General features: G+C 72.7%; 9 protein-coding genes and 1 tRNA gene. 7 read left to right on the top strand and 3 right to left on the bottom strand.

All coding sequences use genetic code 11. The annotated features are described in order from the left end of the window. The 3 genes from ACFXA3_RS21145 to ACFXA3_RS21135 all read right to left on the bottom strand — a co-directional run. A partial coding sequence (locus ACFXA3_RS21145; protein ID WP_385188834.1) for an ABC transporter substrate-binding protein occupies positions 1 to 380 on the bottom strand: 380 nt, incomplete at its 3' end. Between the two features lie 133 nt (positions 381 to 513). Further along, the gene (locus ACFXA3_RS21140) at positions 514 to 1,794 is read right to left on the bottom strand and encodes an acetyl-CoA carboxylase biotin carboxylase subunit family protein (protein WP_385188833.1); all 1,281 of its coding nucleotides are present in this window, start codon (positions 1,792 to 1,794) and stop codon (positions 514 to 516) included. Further along, positions 1,791 to 3,071, bottom strand: coding sequence for an ATP-grasp domain-containing protein (locus tag ACFXA3_RS21135; protein WP_385188831.1), 1,281 nt, complete (start codon positions 3,069 to 3,071; stop codon positions 1,791 to 1,793). The genes ACFXA3_RS21140 and ACFXA3_RS21135 overlap by 4 nt, the downstream gene beginning before the upstream one ends. Positions 3,072 to 3,306: 235 nt before the next feature. Between ACFXA3_RS21135 and ACFXA3_RS21130 the strand changes: the two genes are divergently transcribed. The 7 genes from ACFXA3_RS21130 (at position 3,307) to ACFXA3_RS21100 (ending at position 8,134) form a co-directional block, all read left to right on the top strand. Continuing rightward, positions 3,307 to 4,569 (top strand): MDR family MFS transporter, encoded by a 1,263-nt coding sequence (locus ACFXA3_RS21130; protein ID WP_385188829.1) that lies wholly within the window; start codon positions 3,307 to 3,309, stop codon positions 4,567 to 4,569. 162 nt (positions 4,570 to 4,731) lie between these two features. Next, complete coding sequence (locus tag ACFXA3_RS21125) at positions 4,732 to 5,349, top strand: DinB family protein (protein ID WP_385188827.1); 618 nt, start codon at positions 4,732 to 4,734, stop codon at positions 5,347 to 5,349. Between the two features lie 82 nt (positions 5,350 to 5,431). Then, positions 5,432 to 6,208, top strand: coding sequence for a 2OG-Fe dioxygenase family protein (locus ACFXA3_RS21120; protein WP_385188825.1), 777 nt, complete (start codon positions 5,432 to 5,434; stop codon positions 6,206 to 6,208). After that, on the top strand, positions 6,208 to 6,720 hold the full coding sequence (locus ACFXA3_RS21115; protein ID WP_385188823.1) for a GNAT family N-acetyltransferase: 513 nt from the start codon (positions 6,208 to 6,210) through the stop codon (positions 6,718 to 6,720). Before ACFXA3_RS21120 ends, ACFXA3_RS21115 begins: the two co-directional genes overlap by 1 nt. Continuing rightward, positions 6,708 to 7,616: an AzlC family ABC transporter permease gene (locus ACFXA3_RS21110; protein ID WP_385188821.1), complete on the top strand. Its 909-nt coding sequence runs from the start codon at positions 6,708 to 6,710 to the stop codon at positions 7,614 to 7,616. The genes ACFXA3_RS21115 and ACFXA3_RS21110 overlap by 13 nt, the downstream gene beginning before the upstream one ends. Further along, positions 7,613 to 7,939, top strand: coding sequence for an AzlD domain-containing protein (locus tag ACFXA3_RS21105; RefSeq protein ID WP_385188820.1), 327 nt, complete (start codon positions 7,613 to 7,615; stop codon positions 7,937 to 7,939). Before ACFXA3_RS21110 ends, ACFXA3_RS21105 begins: the two co-directional genes overlap by 4 nt. Positions 7,940 to 8,060: 121 nt before the next feature. After that, a tRNA-Met gene (locus tag ACFXA3_RS21100) sits at positions 8,061 to 8,134 on the top strand. Positions 8,135 to 8,137 lie beyond the last annotated feature (3 nt).

The raw sequence follows: 8,137 nt of genomic DNA, 5'->3' as shown, positions 1-8,137 counted from the left end.
GGCTCGGACAGCTCGACCACCAGCGTCGTGTCGTCGACCGCGGTGAAGGAGCGCACGCCCGCCAGGTGGTACGCGGTCTCCGTGTTGGCCTCCGGGTCCAGTGCCCGCGCCCAGCCGCGCACGAAGCTGTGCGCGGTGACCGGCTCCCCGTTGCTGAACACCGTTCCGGCGCGCAGCGTGAAGGTCCAGGTCGTGGCCGTCAGGTCGCTCTCCCAGGACCGGGCGGTGGCCGGGATCGGGGCGCCGTCCGCGTCGAGGGCCAGCAGCCCGGTGAACAGGGCCTTGCAGACGAGGATCCCCTCGCCTTCCTGGGCCTTGTACGGGTCGATGGCGGTGGGCTCCGTGATTCCCATCCGGAACACGGGGTCGTTGGCGTGCACGTGGGGCTCTTTCCGCGTCGGTGGACTGAAGGGGAGTCGGGGTGAAGTCCCCGGCGGCGGGCGATGTTTCACGTGAAACATCGCGTCGGCCAGGGCGCGGCCAGTCGGGCGTGGCCGGTCAGGGCGCGGCCGGTCAGGCGGCCGGTACGACGACCACGTCGAGCCGCTCGTCGAGGTCGGCGGCGATCCGCTCCACCCGGTCGATGTCGGCGGCGCTGCGGTAGGGCGCGGCCACCGCGAGCGATCCGGCGATCTCGTACCAGCCCTCCGGGGCGCGCCGCAGCCGGTCGCCCGGCTTCGAGGCGGGGATGTACGAGCGGAAGTACGGGGAGTGCGTCGCGTCGCCGGGGTTGTTGCGGACGAGCGTCCCGGTCCGGTACGCGAACTTGATGCAGGTGGCGGCGCGCGGGGCCGCGGCCCGCGGCACCTCGCCGTCCAGCAGCGCGGCGAGGGAGTCCGCGTCGTCCCCGGCGAGGACCGCCTTGGCGTAGAGGCGGACCGCGTCGATGCCGTGGACCTCGCGCAGGTTGCGGTAGTTCTGGCCGCCGCTCATCCGGGTGGCGAACTCCACGACCCGGTACCGGCCCTCGGAGTCCTGCCGGAACTCGGCGTTGAACAGGCAGTGGCGCACGCCCAGGCCCGCCACGATGCCCTCGGCGACCGCGACCAGCTCCGGCTCCTCCTCCGGCGTGCGGAACGGGAGGGTGTAGAAGTCCTCCTCGAAGTACGGGCCCGGCATCTGCATCTTGTTGGTGACGCCCACCAGGTGGAACGTGCCGTCCAGGACCACCCCGTCGAGGGTGACCTCCTTGCCCGGCAGGAACTCCTCCAGCAGGGCGATCTCGGGACCCTCGCTCGGGAAGTAGCCGCCCCACTCCTCGGCGAGACGGGCGACGTCGGTCAGCGCCCGCTCCAGCTCGGCCCGGTCGCGGACCAGGCTGACGCCGATGCTGGCGGCCAGCGCGCTCGGTTTGACGATGAACGGGTACGTGAAGGACTCCGCCGCCGCGAGACCGGCCTCGACGCCGTCGACGCCCGCGAACTGCGGCCCCGGCAGCCCGTGCCGCTCCAGGAAGGACCGCTGGAGCTGCTTGTCGCGGGAGATCAGATCGGCCTCGGGACGCGGCCAGGCGTGCCCGAGCAGCCGGTTGACGGTGGAGGTGACGGCGATGTCGCTGTCGTAGAAGGTGATCGCCGAGGAGATGCCGAGCCGGCGGGCCGCGGCGGCGCAGAACTCGGCGAGTTCCGTGCCCTCCAGCTCCTGCGGGATCGGCACGACGTTCGCGAACCGGCCGTCGTCCGCGGCCTGCGCGACCCGGGTCGCCAGGTGGATCTCCAGACCCATCCGCTCCAGGGTCTCGATGTGCTCGCGGTGCCACGCGTACGTGTTCCGCATGATCAGCAGGATCTTCATGACGCGGTCTTTCCATGGGAGACGTGCAGGGGAGTGGTGCCGGTGGTGACGACGGTGACCTTCTCGGTGAGCCGCTCCGCGGTCGCGACGGCCGCCTCGGTGTCCGCGCCGGTGACCAGGACCTGACCGACCCGGTCCCAGTTGCCGCGCAGCTCCCCGACGGTGTCCCCGGGCCGCACGGTGGTCTCCACGTCGATGACGTCGGCCAGGGCGAGGGCCTCGTCCGAGCCCTGGATCTCCACGACCGTGCCCGGCTCGGCGGACAGGAAGCGGGTGGCCGCCGCACGGCGCGGGGCGGGACGCTCGGTGAGCGCCGGGATCAGCCCGAACTGCCAGGCCACGATCCACTCTTCGAGGTCGATGCCGTAGGCGGAGTCCAGCAGGTCGAAGATCCGGTCGCCGCCCATCCGGTTGTGGCTCTCGATGATCTGCGGGCCCGTCGGGGACAGCCGCAGCTCGGTGTGCGCGGCCCCGTCGGTCAGGCCCATCGCGTCCAGGAAGCGGGCGACGGCCTCCTCGATGCTCCGCTCGTCCGCCGGGTCGAGACGGGCCGGCAGGGCGTGGCCGAGCTCGATGAACCCGCCGCCGGTGAGCTTCTCCGTCACCGCCAGGACGATGTGGCGCCCCGCGAACGAGAAGCTCTCGACGCTGTATTCGGGGCCGGGAATGTACTGCTCGGCGATGAACCGGCCGATGGTGAAGAACGCACCCCACTGCAGGTCGGTGCGGGCCCGCAGGGCCTCCACCCCGGCCCACGCCCCGGCGGCCTGCTCCGGCCCGTCGATCCGTACGACGCCCAGGCTGGCCGTGGCGTCGGTGGGCTTGAGCACGAACGGGTAGCCGTGCTCGGCGCCGAACGCGGTCAGCGCCCCGACGCCGTCGACCTCGGCGGCGGCCACCGACAGGGCCCGCACCTCCGCGGAGGGGGACGCGGCCAGGTGGCGGCGCATCGCGTGCTTGTCGCGCAGCAGCTCGGCGACCTCCTCGGAGGTGTTGCCGAGCCCCAGGTGGTCGCTGATCCGGCCGGCCGGGACCAGGCCCGGCTCGGTGATCGAAGCCACCCGGGTGAAGCCGTACGCCCGCTGCGCGGCCTCCACCAGCGGACGGGTGACGTCCCAGTCGGTGTAGTCGGCGATGAGGACGGCCTCGGCCAGCCGGGCGGCCTCGGGCACGAACTGGTCCTTGTGCTGGATCAGTACGAAGCGGATTCCGAGGGCCGCCGCCTTGCGCAGCGTCTGTATGCGTCCGCCGACGACGAGAAGCTTGTGTTCGGTCATGGCCAGAACTCTGCAGCAGAATTCCGGCCCGGAAAATGGATCCGGGCTGGCACAACCGTGCCCGGCACGAATGACGCAGGGAGCGCCCGGCGGCGATCTTGGAAATGGGTGGCGGGCAGGAATGTGCCAGCCCCCTTTGTGCCAGCACTCAGCTCTGGGCAGGGCCTTGACCGGCGGGTTTCATGGTGGACGCCACCGCATCCACGCATCACCCCCCGATCCAGAAGGAGCCCCCATGGCCGGCGAGGACCCCTTGCGCCGACGATTGCAAGACCTGCCCAGAAGCGCCTGGGTGATCTTCTCCGGAATGTTCCTCATCAAATTCGGCAATTTCCTCAACGTATTCCTCGTGCTCTTCCTGGTCGCCCAGGGATTCTCCGCATTCCAGGCCGGCGTCGCCCTCGGCGTGGTCGGAGTCGGCGCGTTCATCGGAAACGCCGTCGGCGGCACGGTCGCCGACCGCTTCGGCCGGCGCACCGCCATCGCCGTCTCCATGTTCGGCAGCAGCGCCGCCACCGCCCTCGTCCCGCTGACCCACGGGCTGATCGCCACCACCGCGCTCGTCGGACTCGTCGGCGTCTTCGCCCAGCTGTACCGGCCCGCGGCCGGCGCACTGCTCGTCGACGTGGTCCCCGAGAAGCAGCGGGTGACGGCGTTCGCCGTGCTGCGCCTCGCCATCAACGTCGGCATGGCGGTCGGCCCGCTCGTCGGCGGCCTGCTCAGCGGCGCCTCGTACACGTACGTCTTCCTCGGCGACGCCCTGTTCTCCCTCGCCTTCGGCGTGCTCGCGCTGTGCACGCTGCCCGGCGGGCGCCCGCCGCTCGAAGCCCCCGCGCCGCAGACGGCCAAGGGCAAGGGCAAGGGCAAGGGCAAGGGCAAGGGGGGCTACCGCGAGGTGCTCTCCGACCGCCCGTACCTGCTCTTCCTCGGCTCGATGGTCGCCGCGACCTTCGTCTACGGCCAGTCCACCGCGACCCTGCCGCTGCACGTGACCGACGCGGGCTTCGACAACAAGGTCTACGGCCTGCTGCTCGGCCTCAACGCCCTGCTCTGCGTGGTCATCGAGCTCCCGCTCACCAAGCACACCGAGCGCCGCAACCCGCGCCGGGTGATCGCCGCCGGGCTGGCCCTGCTGGGCATCGGCATGGCCCTCACGGGCGCCATGCAGGCGGTCTGGCTGCTCGCCCTGACGGTGGTGGTGTGGACGGTCGCCGAGACGGTCTACACCCCGATCGCCAACGCGTACCCCGCCGAGTTCTCACCGGCCCACCTGCGCGGCCGCTACCAGGGCGCCGAGGGCATCGCCCACACCCTCGGCGGGGCCCTCGGCCCGGCCGTCGGCGGCCTCCTCTACAGCATCTCGCCGCCCCTGCACTGGACGGCCTGCGCGGCCGTCGCCGCCCTCGGCGCCCTGCTGGTCCTCGGCGCGAACCCGGGCGACCGCACGACGACGACCCCCCGGCCCGCGGAAGCCCCCGAGCCGGTACCGGCGGCCTGACGGCCCCGCCGGCGTCCGGGGCGCGGGGCCGGGAGCGACCCCCGACGGCTCCCGCACCGCCCGTCCCCACCGACATCCGAGGCGCCGGGGCCCGGGGCGGAGCCCCCGGAAGTCCCCGCGCCGCGCGACAACACCCACCCCGATCCCGAAAGGCACGTCCGCGTGACCACGAACACCGCACAGACCAGCACCGGCGTCCACCGCATCGACATCCCCTCCGCCACCGAGGACCCGGCCGCCTACGTGGCCGCCCTCCTCGAAGTCGCCGGAGACCGCGACGCGTTCGACGTCCTCGCCAAGACCCCCGTCTGGGCCGCCCGGCTCTTCGCCGACCTGCCGACCGACCTCGCCGAGACCGTCCCCGAGCCGGGCGAATGGCCCGCCGCCTTCATCGTCGGCCACCTCTTCGACGTCGACATCGTCTACGGCTTCCGCTGGCGCCTGGTGGCCACCGAGGACAACCCCGTCTACCCGGGCTACGACGAGCAGCTGTGGGCCCCGCTGCCCCGGCTCCCGTTCCGCCGGATGCTCGACGCCTGGACCGGCCTGCGCGCCTCCAACGTCGCCCTCCTCGCCGCGCTCACGCCCGAGGACCGGCAGCGCACCGGCCGCCACGGCGAGCAGGGCGGCGAAACGATGGAGGTCATGATCCGCAAGGTCATCGGCCACGACATCGCGCACATCAACCAGATCTACCGGGCCATCCGCCTCGTCCGCGAGGCCGCCGGCCTCGACGTCGCCGAGCTCGACGCCACGTACGAATCGCTGGGCCTGCGCTAGCCCCGTCCGCCCGGCCCGTCCGCCCGGCCCGTCCGCCCGGCCCGTCCGCTGCATTCCGTCCCTCCACAGAGAGAACACAGCCGTGACCACCGTTGCCCGGATCCCCGCCCCCGACACCATCACCGCCGTCGGCCCCGACCTGCGCGACACGCTGCGCGAGCAGCGCTTCGCCCTCGTGTCGGCCACCGACCTCAACCTGTCCCCCGAGCTGGCCGCCGCCTTCGACGGCCTCCAGGCCTCCTGGGGCCGGCTCACCCCCGACACCCACTTCGGCGGCGGCGACCGCGCCGTCCGCACCCGCCGCTACAGCGACTTCACGTACGTGCCCGCCACCGGCGAGCTCGCCCCGCTCGACCACGTCGCGTACTACCAGAGCGAGGCCATGAACGCCTTCGTCGGCGGCATCGAGCGCCACTTCGGCGACGTCGAGGAGGCCACGTACCGCAACCCGCTCTTCCAGGCCCTGGTCCGCTACGACTTCGACAACCTGCCGATCGAGGACGAGTACCGCGACCGCGCCTGGGTCTGCCAGATCCACCAGATCCGCATCGAGATCAACCCCGGCCAGTACAACGAGCTGGTCCCGGAGGGCATCCACTCGGACGGCTACCCGTGGGCCGGCCTGCACCTGATCTCCCGCGTCGACGTCGAGGGCGGCCACAGCACCGTCTTCACCTGGGACGAGGAGCCGCTCGCCAAGGGCACCTTCCGCACGCCGCTGGACTCCCTGATCTTCGAGGACCGCGCGATGAAGCACCACGTCACCGGCCTCAGCGCGGCCGAGGACAAGGGCGGCCACCGCGACGTCCTCGCGATCTCCTTCTCCCTGCCCGGCTCCCCGTACGAGACGCTGGTCTGATGAGCGCCGCAGCTCTGGCTCTGGCGATCGATGAGCCGCACGTACGGGTCGGGCCGTACGAGCCCCAGGCACCAGCCACCGCCGCGGCGGCCCCGGCGGTGTCCGCACCCATGACGGCGGCCGACGTCCCGCAGGTGATCGAGCTGCTGCGGGCCGCGCCGCAGGCCGCGTACTGCGAATGGGAGGACGAGCGGCTCCTCTGCGGGCACCTCGCACACTCCGCCGACCTGTGCCGGGTGATCCGCACCCCCTCGGGCCGGGTCGTCGCGGCACTGCTCGCCGGCTCGTTCGGCGTACGGGGCAGCATCAGCCACGCCGTGGTCGACCCAGGCCACCGCCGGCTGGGGCTGGCCCGGGTGATGGCGGTCGACACCCTGGCGGCCTTCCGCCGCCGCGGGGTCAACCGGATCTTCCTCGCCGTCCTCGACGGGAACGGGGCCGCGACCGCCCTGTGGACGGGCGTGGGCTTCCGTCCGGCCCTGGGAGAGAGGACCTTCGAGTGCGATCTGTAGCGACCGACTCCCCGGCCCCGGCGCACCACGCCGCGGCCGGGGCCCCCGGGGCGGGGGCCGCCCGACCGGCCGCGCCCGTCCCGGCCGGCCCGGTCCGTGGAGCCCGGGCCGCGTGGGCGGCGGGCTTCGGGCAGGCCGTCCCCGTGATGCTCGGCTACGTGCCGGTCGCCTTCGCCTTCGGCGTGCTGGGCCACACCGCCGGCCTGCCGTGGTGGGCGATGGTCGCCATGTCGGCCTTCGTGTACGGCGGCTCCTCGCAGTTCGCGGCCCTCCAGCTGCTGGCCGTCGGCGCCGCCCCGTACGCCATCGTGCTGACCACCTTCGTGGTCAACCTGCGCCACCTGCTGCTGTCCGCCGCGATCGCACCCCGGCTCGCCGGATGGCGGCGCCGCGAGCAGGCGCTGTTCGCGTACGAACTCACCGACGAGGCCTTCGCGGTGCACTCCGCCCAGTACGCGGACCGCGCGGAGCGCCCCAAGGCCGAGGTGTTCACCTTCAACACCGCCGTGCACGCCTCCTGGGTGGCGGGCACCCTCCTCGGCGTGCTGGCCGGGGACCTGGTCACGAACGTCGAGGCGCTGGGCCTCGACTACGCCCTGCCCGCCATGTTCATGGCCCTGCTGGCGGCCGGGATCGTCGCCGACCGGCGCGGACTCGCCGTCGCCGTCGTCGCGGGCGGCGGGGCGGTCGGCCTGACCCTGCTCGGCCTCCAGTACTGGGCCGTCCTGGCGGCGGCCGCCGTCGCGGCCACCTTCGGCCTGGCCATCGCACCCCGCGAGGACCACGCCGACCCCGAGGACCACGCCGGCCCCGAGGACCACGCCGACTCCGCCGAACACGGGGCACACGGGGACCGCGAGGACCACGCGCACGCGGAAGGAGCAACGAGCCGATGAGCCACCTCACGCTCGCCCTGACCATCGCCGGCATGGCGGCCGTCACCTTCGGCCCCCGGCTGCTGCCCACGCTCTTCCTCGCGGCGGCCGCCCTGCCCCGGCCCGTCGTGGTCTGGCTGCGGCAGGTGCCGCCCGCGGTGATCGCGGCCCTGCTCGCCCCGTCCCTGTTCGCCCCCGCCGGCACGCTGGACCTCGGTCCCGGCAACTACGGCCTCTGGCTGGCCGTGCCGACCCTGTTGCTGGCCTGGCGGACCCGGAACTTCTACCTGACCATCGCGTTCGGCATCGGTTCCCTGGCCCTGCTCCGCCTGGTCGCAGGCTGAAGCCGGCCGTCTTTCAGGCCCTCTGCACGGCTCTGACCTGCGGATACATCGGTGCTGAGGGAGGCGGGAAGGTTAATTGGCGAGAGTCCGGCCCCCGATGACGTAGAGTTGTGTTTACCGACGCGGGGTGGAGCAGCTCGGTAGCTCGCTGGGCTCATAACCCAGAGGTCGCAGGTTCAAATCCTGTCCCCGCTACTC

The sequence above is a fragment of the Streptomyces sp. NPDC059456 genome (assembly GCF_042750055.1).
Classification (GTDB): Bacteria; Actinomycetota; Actinomycetes; order Streptomycetales; family Streptomycetaceae; genus Streptomyces.
Note: the sequence above shows the minus strand (reverse complement) of the source record. Positions and strands in the feature narration are given on the sequence as shown.